Consider the following 14,714-nt stretch of genomic DNA (forward strand, 5'->3'; position numbering starts at 1 on the left):
AGAGGATGCAGGATCGCACCGCCCGCAGCAGGACCGGAACGCTGCCGCCGCGGCCGCCGGGCGCGACCGACCCGCGCGTGCATGTCGACCTGGCGCATCTGCGCACGCTCGAAACACGCGCCCGCAGTCTCAGTTTCCTGCCGCGCCAGCCCGCGCGCTCGGCGCTGAACGGGCGCCATGCCTCGCGCCTGCGCGGGCGGGGGCTGAATTTCGAGGAACTGCGCGACTACCTGCCCGGCGACGACATTCGCGCCATCGACTGGAAGGTAACCGCCCGTACCGGTCGCCCGCATGTTCGGGTCATGACCGAGGAACGGGACCGCCCCGCGCTGATCGTCGTCGACCAGCGGATGAGCATGTTCTTCGGATCGGTCCTGAACATGAAATCGGTGACGGCCGCCGAGGCCGCCGCGCTGGCGGCGTTCCGCATTCTCGATCAGGGCGACCGGGTCGGCGGCATCGTGTTCGGCGATGACCTGCTGGCCGAGATGCGCCCGCAACGCAGCCGCGCCGCCCTGAACCGGTTCCTGACCGCGCTGGCCGATGCGAACGGGCTGCTGCGGGCCGATGCCCCGGCGGTCGAGCCGATCGGGCTGACCCGGGTGCTGCGCGCGGTTGCCCGGATCGCATCGCGCAACCACCTGGTCATCGTGCTCAGCGATTTCGACGGGATCGACGAACAGACCGAGCGGGTGGTGTCGGGGCTGGCCCGGCGCAACGATCTGGTGCTGGTCCCGGTTTCCGACCCGGTCGCGGGCGAGGTGCCGGCGGGTATGCGGCTGGTGGTGTCGGATGGCCGGTTGCAGGCCGAGATCGACACCGACGCGCCGGGTGCCCGGCAGGGCCTGGCATCCTTGTCGCAGGGGCGCCTGGGCGAGGTGGCGAACTGGCAGCGCCGCCATGGCGTGCCGGTCCTGCCACTGTCGGCGGGCGAGGAAACGCTGCCGCAATTGCGGCGCCTGATGGGGCTGGGACCGGGATGAGCGACGCGCAGACCGGAACCGGCTCTGCGGCGGCCGGGGCGGGGCCGGAGAACCTCGTCGACCTGATCGACGGATTGATCGACCCGGTCGAGCCGCCGCCGGTTCCGCTGGTCCCGCAGACCTGGGGCTGGGCCGCGCTTGCCGTGCTGATCGTCGTGCTGCTGGCCTGGCTGCTCTGGCGCTGGGCCGCGCGGTGCCGGGCCGATGCCTATCGTCGTGCCGCGCTGACGGCGCTAGATCAGGCGGGAACCGCCGCCGACATCGCCGTGATCTTGCGCCGCGCGGCGCTCGCCGCCTATCCGCGGGCCGAGGTCGCCGGTCTCGCGGGGCGGGACTGGGTCGCGTATCTCGACCGAACCGGGCGCGGCGGTTTTCCGGCCGCGGCGGGCGAGGAATTGCGGCTGGCCCCCTATCGCGACGACGCGGCCGCGCCGTCGGATGAACTGCGCGATGCGGCCGGGACCTGGCTGCGCACCCATCGCGCGGCGACCATGCCCGCCGACCACGGGGGCAAGGCATGATCTCGCTCGCCGCACCCTGGGCGCTGGTCCTGCTGCCCCTGCCGGTGCTGGTCTGGCGTTTGATGCCGCCGCACCGGGAACGGGAACAGGCGTTGCGGTTTCCCTTTTTCCGGCATGTCACCGCCGCCGCGGGCGCCGAGGCGCGTGCCGGGGCGGTGGTGCTGACCCGGCCCCGCCTCGCGATGATCGCGGCGATCCTGTGCTGGGCGTTGGTGGTGCTGGCGCTGGCGCGCCCGGAACGGGTGGGGGCCCCGGTATCGATGGAACGCGCCGCGCGGGACGTGGTGCTTGCCATCGACATTTCGGGGTCGATGGATGCCCGTGATTTCGCGACACCCGACGGGACGACCAAACAGCGCTTCGCGGGCGTGCGCGACGTGGTGCAGGCCTTTGTCGCGGGCCGCGACGGGGACCGGATGGCGCTGATCGTGTTCGGCACCGCCGCCTATCTGCAGGCGCCGCTGACCGACGATCTCGACACCATCTCGGAACTGCTCGACCGGACCGAGGTCGGCATGGCCGGGCCGCACACCGCGCTCGGCGATGCGATCGGCCTGTCGATCCGCACCTTCGAGACCAGCGAGATCGAGCAGCGGTTGCTGATCCTGCTGTCGGACGGGTCGGACACCGCGAGCCGCATGAGCCCGATCAACGCTGCCGAGATCGCGGCGGATCGCGGGGTCGAGATCTTCAGCATCGGCGTCGGCGACCCGGATGCGACCGGCGAGAACCGTGTGGACCTGGTCACGCTTCAGGCCATCGCCGACCGGACCGGCGGGGCGTATTTTTTTGCCGAGGACGAAGGCGCGCTGCAGGCCGTGTATGACCGGATCGACGCGCTGGCCCCGCGCGAGGTGGAAACCCTGTCCTACCGGCCGCGCCGGTCCCTGTCCTGGGTCGCGCTCGGGCTCGCGGCGCTGATCGGGTGCATCTCCGTCGCGCTGCTGCATGTCATCGCCGCGCGCCGCCGCGCCGGATCGCGGCAGACGGCCGATCCCGGCGGGGTGTCCGCATGACCGCCATCGCCATTCTCGTCGAGGCCTTTCATTTCCTGCGCCCGGTCTGGCTGGGTCTGCTGCCGCTGGTGCTGGTCCTGTGGTGGATGGTGCGGCGGGCCGGGCGGTCGCGCCGGGTCGTCGCCCCCGCAATCGCGCCGCATCTGCGCGATGCGCTGATCGTCGGGGCGGAGGGGCGCCGCCGATTTCTTCCCATCGACGGCGTGGCCGCGATGCTGGCTCTTGCCGTGCTTGGGGCCGCCGGGCCGACCTGGTCGCGCCAGCCCGATCCGTTTGCCGCCCAATCCGCCCCGGCGGTCGTCGTGCTCGCGGTGACCGCGACGATGGAGCAGCGCGACGTGGCGCCGTCGCGCCTGGAACGCGGCAAGCAGAAGATCCGCGATTTCCTCGACCTGCGGGCCGGTGGGCGCACCGCGCTGGTGGCCTATGCCGGCAGCGCCCATGTGGTCCTGCCGATGACCGAGGATGCGCAGGTCATGCTGCCTTATCTCGAGGGTCTGTCACCCGACATCATGCCGCGCGACGGGGCGTTGGCGGCTGACGCGCTGCGCCTCGCGCGTGCGCTGCTGGACGACGAAACCGCCCCCGGCGGTATCCTGTTCGTGACCGATGCGATCGACCCCGCCGACGCGCCCGCGCTGGATGCCAGCGATACGCCGATCGCGGTGCTGGCGATGCGGCCCGAGGGCAACCGCGACCGGGGGTTGGACGCGCTGGGCGTGCCGGTGGTGGCCGTCAGCCCGGATGCCGCCGATATCCGGCGCATCGACGGGCTGCTGAACGCGGCCTTTCTGCGCGCGCAGCTGAAGGATGGTGACCAGCCGTGGGAGGACCGCGCCCACTGGCTGGCTTGGCCGGTGGCGCTGATGCTGCTGTTCTGGTTCCGTCGCGGCTGGACCATGCGCTGGGCGGTGATCGCCGCAGTGTCGTTTGCGCTGCATCCGCCCCGGCCGGCGCAGGCCGAGGGCGTGGCCGACTGGTTCCTGACCCCCGACCAGCAGGGCCGGCTGGCGTTTCAGGATCGCGATTTCGAACGCGCGGCGGATCTGTTCGTCGATCCGCTGTGGCGTGGCTATGCGCTCTATCGCGATGGCCAGTACGAAGAGGCCGTCACGGTGCTCGATCGTCTCGACACGCCTGAGGCGGCGTTCATCCAGGGGATGGCCCATATCAAATCCCGCGCCTATCGCGATGGGGTGCGGTCGTTCGAAACCGTGCTGGCCCGCGATCCCGAATATCCCGGCGCCGCCGAAAACCTCGAACGGGCGCGCCGGATCGTCGATTACGTCGAACGCGAACGCGAACAGTCCGACACCGGAGAGGACGGCGGCATCGGTGCCGACGACGTGGTGTTCGACAATGAATCCGGAGCCGGTGCCGAAACGCAACTGGAGGTCGAAAAGGTGGATGGGAACCAGGGGCTGCTGACCGCCGATCAATGGATGAACACGGTCGATACGAGGACCGGGGATTTCCTGCGCCTGCGCTTTGCGCTCGAGCTGTCAGGCGCGGCGGAAACGCCCGATGCCGCCACGGACCCGCAGGACGAGGGCGGTGACGAATGATCCGGCGGCTGCACCTGATCCTCGTTCTCGCGCTGGTGCTGCCGGGTCCGGTTCGCGGGCAGGGGGCCGACACGCCGCAGCTGCGGGTCCGGTTCCCCGAGACCGAGACCATTCCCGGCCAGTCGCTCAGCCTGCGCCTGACGGTGCTGGTTCCGACCTTCATGCCCGACCCGCCGGTCTGGCCGTCGATGGAACTGCCGAACCTGCTGGTGCGGCTGCCGGGGCGGTCGACCAACCCGACCTCCGAACGGATCGGAGGCGAGACTTGGTCGGGGGTGACGCGGCATTACCGGCTGTCGCCGATGGTGCCCGGCAATTTCACGATCCCGGCGCAGGATGTCGTGGTGACGTGGAACAACCCCGCGACCGGCGAGACCGAGAAGGTGACGCTGGTGACGGACCCGGTCGCCTTTCGCGGGGTCGTGCCCGAGGGGGCCGGGGGGCTCGATCCGTTCATCGCGGCCAGCGACCTGCACCTGACCCAGCAGATCGACGGCACGCCCGAGGCGATGACGCCCGGGCAGAGTTTCACGCGCACAGTCAGGATCGAGGTTCAGGGCGTGTCACCCATGTTCCTGCCGCCGCTGATGCCATCGGGCGACATTCCCGGCATCGCCGCCTATCCCGACGAACCGGTCGTCGAGGAAACCGACACCCGCGGCGACCCGGGCGGGGCGCGGACCGAGAGCGTCACCTTCGTCGCCGAAGGCGGCACGGAGGGGGTGTTGCCTGCGGTGTCGCTGGACTGGTTCGACATCGACGCGGGCGAGGTCAGGACGGCGCAGGCCGAGACCGTCGCGATCCGGGTCGACGGCCCGCCGGTGTCGCGGGCCGAGCCGAGGGACCGGCGGGTTCTGGCCGCCATCGCCGTTGCCGCGCTACTCGTGGCATGGCTCATCGCTCTCGCCCTTCGGCGGGTGATGCCCGCGCTCCGGCACCGTATCGACGCACGCCGCCGGGACGTGCTGGCATCAGAGGCCCATGCGTGGCGGGTCCTGACCCGTGCGCTGGCCGCGCGCGATCATGCCGCGCTGCGCCCGGCGCTCGATCTCTGGGCCTCGCGCGCGGGCCGCCCCGATCCGCGCCGGGATGCCGGTGTCCAGTCCGCGTTGCTCGCGCTGGGGGCGGCGCAATATGGCCGCGCGGTCGGGGCCGGGAACCGCGAAGGCGCGGCCTGGGACGCGCTCGGCGATGCGCTCAGGCGGGCGCGCAGGGTGTCGGCCTCACGTCCGGAAGCCGGGGTGTTGCCGCCTCTCAACCCCGAAGGCGCGGCCTGACCGTCGCGAGAGAGGCCCGGTCCGCCGGCCGGACACCAGCCGATCACCAGCCGGACAATGGCGAGCGGGCCAGCAACCACCGCGAACCTGCCGGCATGAATTGGCGGACCGGCGATTTGTTCTCTTTACGTTCTGTAGATTTTGTTGGACACTCGCGATGACGGGCTTATGTCTGTTCCGTCATTCCGGGGGCATCATGGTCGAGCTGAAACAGATCGAGGTTCGCGGCGCGCGCGAACACAACCTGAAATCCATCGACGTGGACATTCCGCGCGACCGGCTGGTGGTGATCACCGGGCTGTCCGGGTCGGGCAAATCGAGCCTGGCATTCGACACCATCTATGCCGAAGGGCAGCGGCGCTATGTCGAAAGCCTGTCCGCCTATGCGCGGCAGTTCCTCGACATGATGGAAAAGCCCGATGTCGACCATATCTCGGGACTCAGCCCGGCGATCTCGATCGAACAGAAGACGACCTCGAAAAACCCGCGTTCGACCGTCGGCACGGTGACCGAGATCTACGATTACCTGCGGCTGCTGTTCGCGCGCGCGGGCACGCCCTATTCGCCGGCCACCGGGCAGCCGATCGAGGCGCAGCAGGTGCAGGACATGGTCGACCGGATCATGACGATGGAGGAGGGCGCGCGCGCCTATCTGCTGGCCCCGATCGTGCGCGACCGCAAGGGCGAGTACCGCAAGGAGTTCCTGGAACTGCGCAAGCAGGGGTTCCAGCGGGTCAAGGTGGACGGTGCGTTCCACGATCTCGATGATCCGCCGGTCCTGGACAAGAAATTCCGCCATGACATCGACGTGGTGGTCGACCGCCTGGTGATCCGCGACGGCATGGAGACACGGCTGGCCGACAGCCTGCGCACCGCTCTGGACCTGGCCGACGGGATCGCGGTTCTGGAAACCGCCCCGCGCGAGGGCGACCCCGAACGGATCACGTTCAGCGAAAACTTTGCCTGTCCAGTCAGCGGCTTTACCATCCCCGAGATCGAACCCCGGCTGTTTTCCTTCAACGCGCCTTTCGGGGCCTGTCCCGACTGCGACGGGCTGGGGATGGAACTGTTCTTTGACGAACGCCTGGTGGTGCCGGACACGACCCTGCGCGTCTATGACGGTGCCCTCGCGCCCTGGCGCAAGGGAAAATCGCCCTATTTCCTGCAAACCATCGAAGCGATTGCGCGGCATTTCGACTTTGACAAGGCGACCCCCTGGAAGGATCTGCCCGCCCGGGTTCAGCAGGTGTTCCTCTACGGGTCCGGCGACGAGGAAATCAGGTTCCGCTATGACGATGGCGGGCGGGTCTACGAGGTGACGCGCGTGTTCGAGGGGGTGATCCCCAACATGGAGCGGCGCTATCGCGAGACCGATTCCAACTGGGTGCGCGAGGAGTTCGAACGCTACCAGAACAACCGCCCCTGCCACGCCTGCGGCGGCCACCGGCTGCGCCCCGAGGCGCTGGCGGTGAAGATCGGTTCTGCCGGTGACGGGCCGGGAAAACTGCGGCATGTGGGCGAGGTGGTGCAGATGTCGATCCGCGAGGCGCTGGCCTGGATCGACGCGGTGCCCGAGCATCTGAGCGCCCAGAAACAGGAGATCGCGCGCGCCATCGTCAAGGAGATCCGGGAACGTCTGGGATTCCTGAATAACGTGGGGCTTGAATACCTTACGCTGTCACGTTCAAGCGGCACCCTAAGTGGCGGGGAAAGCCAGCGCATCCGGCTGGCCAGCCAGATCGGCTCGGGGCTGACCGGGGTGCTTTATGTTCTCGACGAACCGTCGATCGGCCTGCACCAGCGCGACAACGGACGGTTGCTGGAAACGCTGAAGAACCTGCGCGACCAGGGCAACACCGTGATCGTGGTCGAGCATGACGAGGAAGCGATCCGCGAGGCGGATTACGTTCTGGATATCGGACCGGGGGCCGGGGTGCATGGCGGCCGCGTGGTCAGCCGGGGAACGCCCGGCGACATCGCCGCCGACCCGGCTTCGGTGACCGGCCAGTACCTGTCCGGCGCGCGCGAGATCCCGGTGCCCGACCAGCGCCGCTCCGGCAATGGCAAGGCGGTGACGGTGGTCCGGGCGACGGGAAACAACCTGCGCGACGTCACCGCCGAGTTTCCGCTCGGCAGGTTCGTCTGCGTCACCGGAGTTTCCGGCGGCGGAAAATCGACATTGACGGTGGAAACCCTGTTCAAGACCGCCTCGATGCGGCTGAACGGGGCGCGGCAGACGCCCGCGCCCTGCGAGACCATCAAGGGTCTGGAACATCTCGACAAGGTGATCGACATCGACCAGCGCCCGATCGGGCGGACGCCGCGCAGCAACCCGGCCACCTATACCGGTGCGTTCACGCCGATCCGCGACTGGTTCGCGGGGCTGCCCGAGGCGAGGGCGCGGGGCTACAAGCCCGGCCGCTTCAGCTTCAACGTCAAGGGCGGGCGTTGCGAGGCCTGCCAGGGTGACGGGGTGATCAAGATCGAGATGCATTTCCTGCCCGATGTCTATGTCACCTGCGAAACCTGCAAGGGCGCGCGCTACAACCGCGAAACGCTCGAAATCGCCTGGAAGGGCAAGAGCATCGCCGATGTGCTGGACATGACGGTCGAGGATGCGCAGGAGTTCTTCAAGGCGGTGCCGTCGATCCGCGACAAGATGGATGCGCTGGCGCGTGTCGGGCTGGGTTATGTCAAGGTGGGCCAGCAGGCGACGACCCTGTCCGGGGGCGAGGCGCAAAGGGTGAAGCTGTCCAAGGAACTGTCGAAACGGGCGACGGGACGGACGCTCTACATTCTCGACGAACCGACCACGGGCCTGCATTTCGAGGACGTGCGCAAGCTGCTCGAAGTGCTGCACGAACTGGTCGAGCAGGGGAACACGGTGGTGGTGATCGAACATAATCTCGACGTGATCAAGACCGCCGACTGGATCATCGACATCGGGCCCGAAGGCGGGGACGGGGGCGGCCGGATCGTCGCCGCCGGCACCCCCGAACAGGTCGCCGCCTGCGGCAACAGCCATACCGGGCATTACCTGAAGCCGATGCTGAACCCGGAACGGGTCGCAGCGGAATGACTGCGGAGTGACGGCACCCGGCCCGCGGGCTATTCTGGGCCGATGACCGGCAGCGGGAGGAAAGATCATGCGCAAGCTACAGACCCAGGGTGTGCATCACATCACCCTGACCGGCACCGACCGGCAAAGCACCATCGATTTCTGGGAAGGCGTGCTGGGCATGCCCTTTGTGTTCGACCAGCCCAATCTGGACGATCCCGACGAAGGCCATGTCTATTTCGACCCGGGCGACGGGCGGTTGATCACGGTTTTTACCAACGAGGCCCGCAAAGGCACGCCCAGGCGCACGCCGACCGATCCGGGATGCGTGCATCACCTGGCCTTCAACGTGTCGCAGGCGACGTTCTGGCAGGCGGTCGAACGGCTGGACGAACGCGGGATCAAGCATTCCGGCCCCCGCGACCGCGGCTTCATGGATTCGATCTATTTCACCGACCCGCTGGGCCTGCTGATCGAACTGGCGAGCTATCGGTTCGAGCCGCCGGTCGGCTGCACCCATGTCGATGTTCTGATCCGGGCGCATCGGATCCGGGTGGCGCGCGGCGACTACAATATCGACCGTATCCATCTGGCCGACGCGATCGAGGAACTGGTGGTCGCGCGTCAGGAGACCCTGTCGCAGGATCGCGGCCCCCGCGACCCGTATCGCTGAGTCAGTTCAGGATGTCGGCCACGGCGCCGATCAGGTTGAGCACCTTGTGCGTTTCGCGGCTCACGCGATAGACGTAATCGCCGGCCCGCAGGTAATAGCCGTCACGCGGCAGCCCGTAGCGGCCGGGATGGTCGATCGGCAGGTAGTCGCGGGTGATGACGTCCCCGACCGCGTAGCGCGATTTGATCTGGCCGGGGGGCAGGCAGGGCACGGCTTTCCTGGCCAGGCCGGGCGGGCAATGGATCGCGCGTTGCCCGGAACGGGTAGTCCCGCCGGGGGTGACGCGCTCGACCTTCACCTTGTTCCCGTTGCCTTTTCCCTTGCCATTGCCGTTTCCGGCCCAGCCGGCAACAGGAGTCACGGCCAGGGCTAGGATCGTCGCGGCGGATGTCAGCAGTTTCATGGGCGCGCTCCGTGTTGCGGCGTCGCCCTTCATAATACGGTGCCGTCCCGTTTCACAGGGATCACGGCTGTGCCGGGCCAGCGTGCTGCGCAAGTATCCGCCGGCCGGGGCCGCCGCGACGCGGTATTTCCGCCGACCGACCGGCACCGCATCCGCCGGTTGCCCCCGGTGCGGGATGCGCTTGTCCTAGCCGCGCCTGCGTTTTTCGAACCGGGGCAGCATGGCGCTGAAATCCATGCCCTTGCCGTCCTCGGTTTCGACGAACCGGGCATAGAGCGTCTCGGCCAGTTCGCCCATCGGCGTGTCCGCATCCGCGCCTTCCGCCGCCTGCTGGCTCAGCCGCAGGTCCTTCAGCATCAGCTCGGCCGCGAATCCCGGCTGGTATCCGTTGTCGGCGGGCGATTGCGGACCGATGCCGGGGGCGGGGCAATAGGCGTTCATGGTCCAGCTGTAGCCCGACGAGGTGGACACCACGTCGAACATCTTCTGCCGGTCCAGCCCCAGCTTGTCGGCCAGCGCGAAGGCTTCGCAGGTGGCGATCATGGTCACGCCCAGGATCATGTTGTTGCAGATCTTGGCCGCCTGGCCGGCACCCGCCGCGCCGCAATGCACGGCCTTCTGCCCCATGATGTCGAAAAGCGGCGCTGCCACCGCAAAGGCAGCGTCGGTCCCGCCGGCCATGAAGGTCAGCGTGCCCGCGGCGGCGCCGCCGATGCCGCCCGACACCGGCGCGTCCACCGCCAGCAGGCCGGCCCCGGCCGCCTGTTCCGCCACCGCGCGCGCGCTGTCCACATCGACGGTCGAACAGTCGACCAGCGTGGCGCCCGCCGTCATCGCGGGGATCACCTGGTCCGCGACGCCGCGCAGGATCGCGCCGTTGGGCAGCATGGTGATCACCACCTCGGCCCCGGTGGCCGCCGCCACCGCGCTGTCGGCCATCGCGACACCCGCGACGGACACTTCGGCCATGTCGAAGCCGGTGACATCATGCCCCGCCGCCGCCAGGTTGGCGGCCATCGGCGCGCCCATGTTGCCCAGTCCGATGAACCCGATCTTCATCTCTCTCACTCCCCTTCGAATGTCAGCGTGTCGTCGCCCAGTGGCAGCAGCATCCTGTAGACCCCGGCCGCCGGCGGCGGGTCGAGATCGTGCCGCCAGTCCGGGTTGCGATCCTTGTCGATGATCGCGGCCCGGATACCTTCCAGAAAATCCCCGTGCTCCATCGCCCGATGGGTGAACCGGTATTCCATTTCCAGCGCCTGCCGGATGCTGCCCGCGCCGCGCAGCCGGTGCAGCATCTCGACCGTGCAGCCCATCGAGAGCGGCGAATTGCGCCCCATCGCCCTGAGCGCATCGGTGGCGAAATCGCTGTCATCTGCCTTCAGCGCGTTGACGATGTCGGCCAGCGTGGCGCCGGCAAAGAGCGCGTCAATCTGCGCCTCGCGCGGTGCCAGCGCCCCCTGCGGCGGCATTTCGGCCGCCGTGGCGACCAGCGTCGCGTCGCCGGTCTTCTCCAGCCGTGCGATCAGGTCGGCCCAGCGGGCGCGGGGGATGTAGTGATCGGCAAACCCGGCGCGGATCGCGTCGCCGGCATCCATCCGGGCCGTCGTCAGCCCGAGATATTCGCCCAGGCGCCCCGGCGCCAGCGCCAGGATCAGCGACCCGCCCACGTCGGGCACCAGTCCGATGCCGCATTCGGGCATGGCGATGGCCGAGTTTTCGCACACCACCCGGTGCGTGCCGTGACAGCCGACGCCCACGCCGCCACCCATGGTGAACCCCTGCAGGAAGCTGATCACCGGCTTGGGATATTCGAAGATCGCAGCATTCATGCGGTATTCGTCGCGCCAGAATTTCCGGCCATAGTCGAAATCGCCGCGCTGCCCGGTTTCGTAGAGTTCGGCGATGTCGCCACCGGCACAGAAGGCGCGGTCGCCGGCGGCGTCCATCACGATGCAGGCAACCGTGTTGTCATCGCGCCAGCGGCGCAGGGCGGTGTCGATCTCGAGACACATCCCGTAGGTCAGCGCGTTCAGCGCCTTGGGGCGGTTCAGGGTGATCCGCCCGGCGCATCCTGCGACCCGGATGTCGATATCGCCCATCGGTTCAGCGCCCCGCGAGCAGGTGGCGCGCCGTGATCACGCGCATGATCTCGTTGGTGCCTTCGAGGATCTGGTGCACGCGCAGGTCGCGGACCAGCTTCTCGATCCCGTAATCGGCCAGGTAGCCATAGCCGCCATGCAGCTGAAGGCACTGGTCGACGATCTTCGATCCGGCCTCGGTGACGAATTTCTTGGCCATGGCGCAGAATTTCGACGCATCCGGCGTGCCCTGGTCCAGTTTCCACGCGGCCTGGCGCAGGAAGGTCCGGGCCGCCTGCAACTCGATCTCCATGTCGGCCAGCCGGAATTGCAGCGCCTGGAACTGGTCGATCGACTGACCGAAAGCCTTGCGTTCGGACATGTATTGCAGCGTCATGTTCATCGCGGTCTGGGCCGCGCCCAGCGAACAGGAGGCGATGTTCAGCCGCCCGCCATCCAGCCCGGCCATCGCGTATCTGAACCCGTCGCCCTCGGTGCCGACCAGATTGCCGGCAGGCACCCGGCAATCGTCGAACTGGACCTGCGCGGTGGGCTGGCTTTTCCAGCCCATCTTGTCCTCCAGCGCCCCGAAACTCAGCCCCGGCGTGCCGTCCTCGACATAAAGCGTGGAAATCCCCTTGGGGCCTTCGGCCCCGGTGCGCACCATGCAGACATAGGCGTCGGAATAGCCGCCGCCCGAGATGAACGCCTTGGTCCCGTTGAGCGTGTAGCCGTCATTGGTGCGCTCCGCGCGGGTCTTGAGCGCGGCGGCGTCGGATCCCGAACCGGGTTCGGTCAGGCAGTAGGACAGCACCGTTTCCAGCGTCAGCACATCCGGCATCACCCGCGCCTTGAGGTCGTCGCTGGCAAAGGTGTCGAGCATCTTGGCGCACATGTTGTGGATCGACAGGAAGGCGGCAACCGACGGGCAGGCCATCGAAAGCGCTTCGAAGACCAGCGTGGCGTCGAGCCGGGTGAGGCCCGAACCGCCGCCGTCCTCGGACACATAGAGCCCGCCAAAGCCCAGTTCGCCGATCCGCGGCCACAGGTCCTTGGGGATCGTGCCGTCGGCCTCCCACTGGCGGGCGAAGGGCGCGATATGGTCCTGCCCGAACGCGTGGGCCATGTCGAATATGGCGGTTTGTTCCTCGGTCAGTGCGAAATCCATGTGATGCTCCTCCTGCGGGCGGGATGCGGCAGCGCGGTGAATTGAACGCCTGTTTAATTCCGATTTCTTACAGCAATATTGCAACCGTCGAAAGGGCGATCACAGGTCGTGGTGGAACTCGTCGATCAGGTGGCGAACGACCGCGCGACCGGCGTCTTCGCCGCGGGCGCTGGCCTCGGCATGGACCCGGCGCTGCCGGGTGGCGCTGTTGCCGTGCTCGACGATGCCGCGCAGGGCCGCCAGCTCGGTCAGCACGCCCAGGGCCTCGGCATCCTCGGACAGCAGCCCGATCAGCTCGTCCAGCAACTGCGCAAAGGGCTTGATCGACGGGGTGCCGAAATCGATCAGGCCCTCGGCCATGCCGTAGCGCTGCGCGCGCCAGCGGTTCTCGGCGATCAGGAACCGGTCGTAGATGCGCCAGCGCTGGTTGCGTTCGCGCAGCCGGCACAGCATCCGCGACACCGACTGGATTAGCGCCGCCAGCGACAGGGTATGTTCCAGCCGGGGCTGCACATCCATGATCCGGGTCTCGATGGTCGGGAACCGGTGCGACGGGCGCAGGTCCCACCAGATCTTGGTGGTGTCCTCGATCACGCCGAGGTCGATCAGGATCTGGGCGGTGCGTTCATATTCGGCCCAGCTCTGGAATTGCGGCGGCAGCCCGGTCCGGGGCAGGTTGTCGAACACCGTCAGCCGGTATGACGCCAGCCCCGTATCCTCGCCCTGCCAGAACGGCGAGGATGCCGACAGCGCCAGCAGGTGCGGCAGGAAATAGCAGATCTGCGGCATCAGGTCGGTGCGCAGCTCGCGGTCCTCGATGCCCACATGCACATGCATGCCGCAGATCAGCATCCGCCGCGCAACGCCGCCGAGGGCGCGCTGGATATCGGAATACCGTTCCTTGTCGGTGTGCTGCTGGTCCTTCCAGTCGGCGAAGGGATGGCAGCTGACGGCGATGGGGGACAGGCCGTGGGTTTCCGCGTGGCGCGACACGCTGGCGCGCAGGCGGCGCAGGTCGTCGCGCGCATGGCCGATCGTCGGGCAGACGGCGGTGCCGACCTCGATCTGGCATTGCAGGAATTCGGGGCTGACCTGCCCCTGCAGGTCCTTCTGGCAGGCCTCCATCAGCGCGGGCGGGGCGGTGGTCAGGCACCCGCTGTCACGGTCAACCAGAAGGTATTCTTCCTCGATCCCGAGCGTGAAGCCATTCTGCATCGGCCTGCCTCTCCCCCGTGTCCGGCTGTGGATCAGCCTAGACGCGGGGCAGGGCGGCGTAAACCGTTACAGCAGGCGGACCTGGGTGCCGATCTGGACCAGCGGAAACAGCGCCTCGACATGGTAGTTGTAGAGACCGATGCAGCCCGAGCTGCTCTGACGCCCGATCTTGCGGGTGTCATGGGTGCCGTGGATCAGGTAGGCGGGCCAGTCCAGATACATCGCCCGGGTTCCCAGCGGGTTGCCCGGCACGCCGCCCTCAATGCGCCGGGGCAGGGTCGGGTCCGCCTCGCGCATGTTCGCGGTCGGCGTCCAGCTCGGGTTCTCGGCCTTGCGCACGATACGGGAATAGCCGCGGCGGGTCAGTTCCTCGGACAGCGGCACCGATGACGGGAACAGCTTGTAGGTCACGCCGTCGGGGCCCCAGTAATGCAGCGCCCGGCTCGAGATATCGGCCAGCAGGCAACCGGCGCCCAGTTCGTCGAAATGGTCGCGCCAGTCCTGCGCCTTGAACGCCGAGGCGTTGCGCCGGACGGGCGGCATGCTGTCGACCCGGTCATAGGCGGTATCAGCGTCCTGCGCGCGCAGCAGGGACGGGGTGGCCAGGGTGGCGGCAGCGCCCAGCAGGACGCCTCGGCGGGTGGAGTGGGTCATGGCTCGTCCTCAAACGTTGTTTTGCCGTTGTTTTGCCACTGTCTATACCGGCGTTCAGACCACGGCCAGCGTTCAGGATCCCGAAATGGCGCCGATCACG

The 14,714-nt window shown here is 68.2% G+C and carries 13 protein-coding genes; 7 read left to right on the plus strand and 6 right to left on the minus strand.

The genetic code is table 11. The annotated features are described in order from the left end of the window. The first annotated feature begins 5 nt into the window (after window positions 1-5). The 7 genes from C6Y53_RS16160 to C6Y53_RS16190 all read left to right on the plus strand — a co-directional run bounded on the left by C6Y53_RS16160 (window position 6) and on the right by C6Y53_RS16190 (window position 9,093). Window positions 6-983, plus strand: coding sequence for a DUF58 domain-containing protein (locus C6Y53_RS16160; RefSeq protein ID WP_106473383.1), 978 nt, complete (start codon window positions 6-8; stop codon window positions 981-983). Continuing rightward, complete coding sequence (locus C6Y53_RS16165; RefSeq protein ID WP_106473384.1) at window positions 980-1,504, plus strand: DUF4381 domain-containing protein; 525 nt, start codon at window positions 980-982, stop codon at window positions 1,502-1,504. The genes C6Y53_RS16160 and C6Y53_RS16165 overlap by 4 nt, the downstream gene beginning before the upstream one ends. Then, a complete protein-coding gene (locus C6Y53_RS16170; RefSeq protein WP_106473385.1) occupies window positions 1,501-2,520 on the plus strand; it encodes a VWA domain-containing protein in 1,020 nt (339 codons plus the stop codon). Before C6Y53_RS16165 ends, C6Y53_RS16170 begins: the two co-directional genes overlap by 4 nt. Continuing rightward, window positions 2,517-4,085, plus strand: coding sequence for a VWA domain-containing protein (locus C6Y53_RS16175; RefSeq protein ID WP_106473386.1), 1,569 nt, complete (start codon window positions 2,517-2,519; stop codon window positions 4,083-4,085). The genes C6Y53_RS16170 and C6Y53_RS16175 overlap by 4 nt, the downstream gene beginning before the upstream one ends. Beyond that, a complete protein-coding gene (locus C6Y53_RS16180) occupies window positions 4,082-5,362 on the plus strand; it encodes a BatD family protein (RefSeq protein WP_106473387.1) in 1,281 nt (426 codons plus the stop codon). The genes C6Y53_RS16175 and C6Y53_RS16180 overlap by 4 nt, the downstream gene beginning before the upstream one ends. 196 nt (window positions 5,363-5,558) lie before the next feature. Next, on the plus strand, window positions 5,559-8,441 hold the full coding sequence (gene uvrA, locus C6Y53_RS16185) for an excinuclease ABC subunit UvrA (RefSeq protein WP_106473388.1): 2,883 nt from the start codon (window positions 5,559-5,561) through the stop codon (window positions 8,439-8,441). A gap of 67 nt (window positions 8,442-8,508) precedes the next feature. Next, a complete protein-coding gene (locus tag C6Y53_RS16190) occupies window positions 8,509-9,093 on the plus strand; it encodes a VOC family protein (protein WP_106473389.1) in 585 nt (194 codons plus the stop codon). A 1-nt stretch (window position 9,094) separates the two neighbouring features. Here C6Y53_RS16190 and C6Y53_RS16195 read toward each other — a convergent pair whose 3' ends face one another. The 6 genes from C6Y53_RS16195 to C6Y53_RS16220 all read right to left on the minus strand — a co-directional run bounded on the left by C6Y53_RS16195 (window position 9,095) and on the right by C6Y53_RS16220 (window position 14,614). Next, window positions 9,095-9,496 carry a hypothetical protein gene (locus C6Y53_RS16195; protein ID WP_106473390.1) on the minus strand — a complete coding sequence of 134 codons (402 nt, stop codon included), beginning with the start codon at window positions 9,494-9,496 and terminating at the stop codon, window positions 9,095-9,097. 186 nt (window positions 9,497-9,682) lie between these two features. Beyond that, complete coding sequence (gene mmsB, locus C6Y53_RS16200) at window positions 9,683-10,555, minus strand: 3-hydroxyisobutyrate dehydrogenase (protein ID WP_106473391.1); 873 nt, start codon at window positions 10,553-10,555, stop codon at window positions 9,683-9,685. A gap of 5 nt (window positions 10,556-10,560) precedes the next feature. Then, a complete protein-coding gene (locus C6Y53_RS16205; RefSeq protein WP_106473392.1) occupies window positions 10,561-11,598 on the minus strand; it encodes an enoyl-CoA hydratase/isomerase family protein in 1,038 nt (345 codons plus the stop codon). A gap of 4 nt (window positions 11,599-11,602) precedes the next feature. Continuing rightward, window positions 11,603-12,745, minus strand: a complete 1,143-nt coding sequence (locus C6Y53_RS16210; protein ID WP_106473393.1) for an acyl-CoA dehydrogenase family protein — start codon at window positions 12,743-12,745, stop codon at window positions 11,603-11,605. A 99-nt stretch (window positions 12,746-12,844) separates the two neighbouring features. Further along, on the minus strand, window positions 12,845-13,960 hold the full coding sequence (locus C6Y53_RS16215; protein WP_106473394.1) for a carboxylate-amine ligase: 1,116 nt from the start codon (window positions 13,958-13,960) through the stop codon (window positions 12,845-12,847). A gap of 66 nt (window positions 13,961-14,026) precedes the next feature. Further along, window positions 14,027-14,614 (minus strand): L,D-transpeptidase, encoded by a 588-nt coding sequence (locus tag C6Y53_RS16220; RefSeq protein ID WP_106473395.1) that lies wholly within the window; start codon window positions 14,612-14,614, stop codon window positions 14,027-14,029. Window positions 14,615-14,714: the final 100 nt, after the last annotated feature.

Origin of the sequence: Pukyongiella litopenaei, assembly GCF_003008555.2 — a bacterium.
GTDB lineage: Bacteria > Pseudomonadota > Alphaproteobacteria > Rhodobacterales > Rhodobacteraceae > Pukyongiella > Pukyongiella litopenaei.

What these genes read in the sequence shown, in the direction of transcription:
- C6Y53_RS16220 (WP_106473395.1), bottom strand. Translation starts at nt 14,614, where the DNA reads ATGACCCACTCCACCCGCCGAGGCGTCCTGCTGGGCGCTGCCGCCACC.
- C6Y53_RS16160 (WP_106473383.1), top strand. Translation starts at nt 6, where the DNA reads ATGCAGGATCGCACCGCCCGCAGCAGGACCGGAACGCTGCCGCCGCGG.
- C6Y53_RS16205 (WP_106473392.1), bottom strand. Translation starts at nt 11,598, where the DNA reads ATGGGCGATATCGACATCCGGGTCGCAGGATGCGCCGGGCGGATCACC.
- uvrA (WP_106473388.1), top strand. Translation starts at nt 5,559, where the DNA reads ATGGTCGAGCTGAAACAGATCGAGGTTCGCGGCGCGCGCGAACACAAC.
- C6Y53_RS16175 (WP_106473386.1), top strand. Translation starts at nt 2,517, where the DNA reads ATGACCGCCATCGCCATTCTCGTCGAGGCCTTTCATTTCCTGCGCCCG.
- C6Y53_RS16190 (WP_106473389.1), top strand. Translation starts at nt 8,509, where the DNA reads ATGCGCAAGCTACAGACCCAGGGTGTGCATCACATCACCCTGACCGGC.
- C6Y53_RS16180 (WP_106473387.1), top strand. Translation starts at nt 4,082, where the DNA reads ATGATCCGGCGGCTGCACCTGATCCTCGTTCTCGCGCTGGTGCTGCCG.
- C6Y53_RS16170 (WP_106473385.1), top strand. Translation starts at nt 1,501, where the DNA reads ATGATCTCGCTCGCCGCACCCTGGGCGCTGGTCCTGCTGCCCCTGCCG.
- C6Y53_RS16165 (WP_106473384.1), top strand. Translation starts at nt 980, where the DNA reads ATGAGCGACGCGCAGACCGGAACCGGCTCTGCGGCGGCCGGGGCGGGG.
- C6Y53_RS16215 (WP_106473394.1), bottom strand. Translation starts at nt 13,960, where the DNA reads ATGCAGAATGGCTTCACGCTCGGGATCGAGGAAGAATACCTTCTGGTT.
- C6Y53_RS16210 (WP_106473393.1), bottom strand. Translation starts at nt 12,745, where the DNA reads ATGGATTTCGCACTGACCGAGGAACAAACCGCCATATTCGACATGGCC.
- C6Y53_RS16195 (WP_106473390.1), bottom strand. Translation starts at nt 9,496, where the DNA reads ATGAAACTGCTGACATCCGCCGCGACGATCCTAGCCCTGGCCGTGACT.
- mmsB (WP_106473391.1), bottom strand. Translation starts at nt 10,555, where the DNA reads ATGAAGATCGGGTTCATCGGACTGGGCAACATGGGCGCGCCGATGGCC.